This window comes from Streptomyces sp. HSW2009, assembly GCF_040240285.1.
Classification (GTDB): domain Bacteria; phylum Actinomycetota; class Actinomycetes; order Streptomycetales; family Streptomycetaceae; genus Streptomyces.
This window is the reverse complement of the sequence record NZ_JBEHZD010001221.1, coordinates 1-300: the sequence shown is the minus strand read 5'-3', so window position 1 is coordinate 300 and position 300 is coordinate 1. Positions and strand designations below refer to the sequence as shown.

Genomic DNA, 300 nt, shown 5'->3' with positions numbered 1-300 from the left:
CCCCCCCCCCCCCCCCCCCCCGGGGCCCCCCCGCCCGGGCGGCCCCCCCCCCCCCACCCAGGCGCCCGCCACCCCCTCGTGCGGGACGCCGCGTATACGCGGAGGGCGACGGACGGCGAGCGCCGTTCCGCCGCGGTTCCGCGGGGAACCGGTGCCCGCAGCACAGCACCGTGCGACGGCCGGCCACGGCGATCCCGTGGCCCCGCCGGCGCCCCCGGGGGCCCCCCCCCCCCCCCCCCCCGGGGCGGGCGGGGCCCGCCCCCCCCCCCCCCCCCCCCCCCCCCCCCCCCCCCCCCCCCC

1 pseudogene is annotated in these 300 nt (G+C 89.7%); it reads right to left on the bottom strand.

Annotation, left to right across the window (positions count from 1 at the left end):
- Positions 1–300: pseudogene (locus tag AAHZ94_RS35265) on the bottom strand (hypothetical protein); the annotation flags it as partial.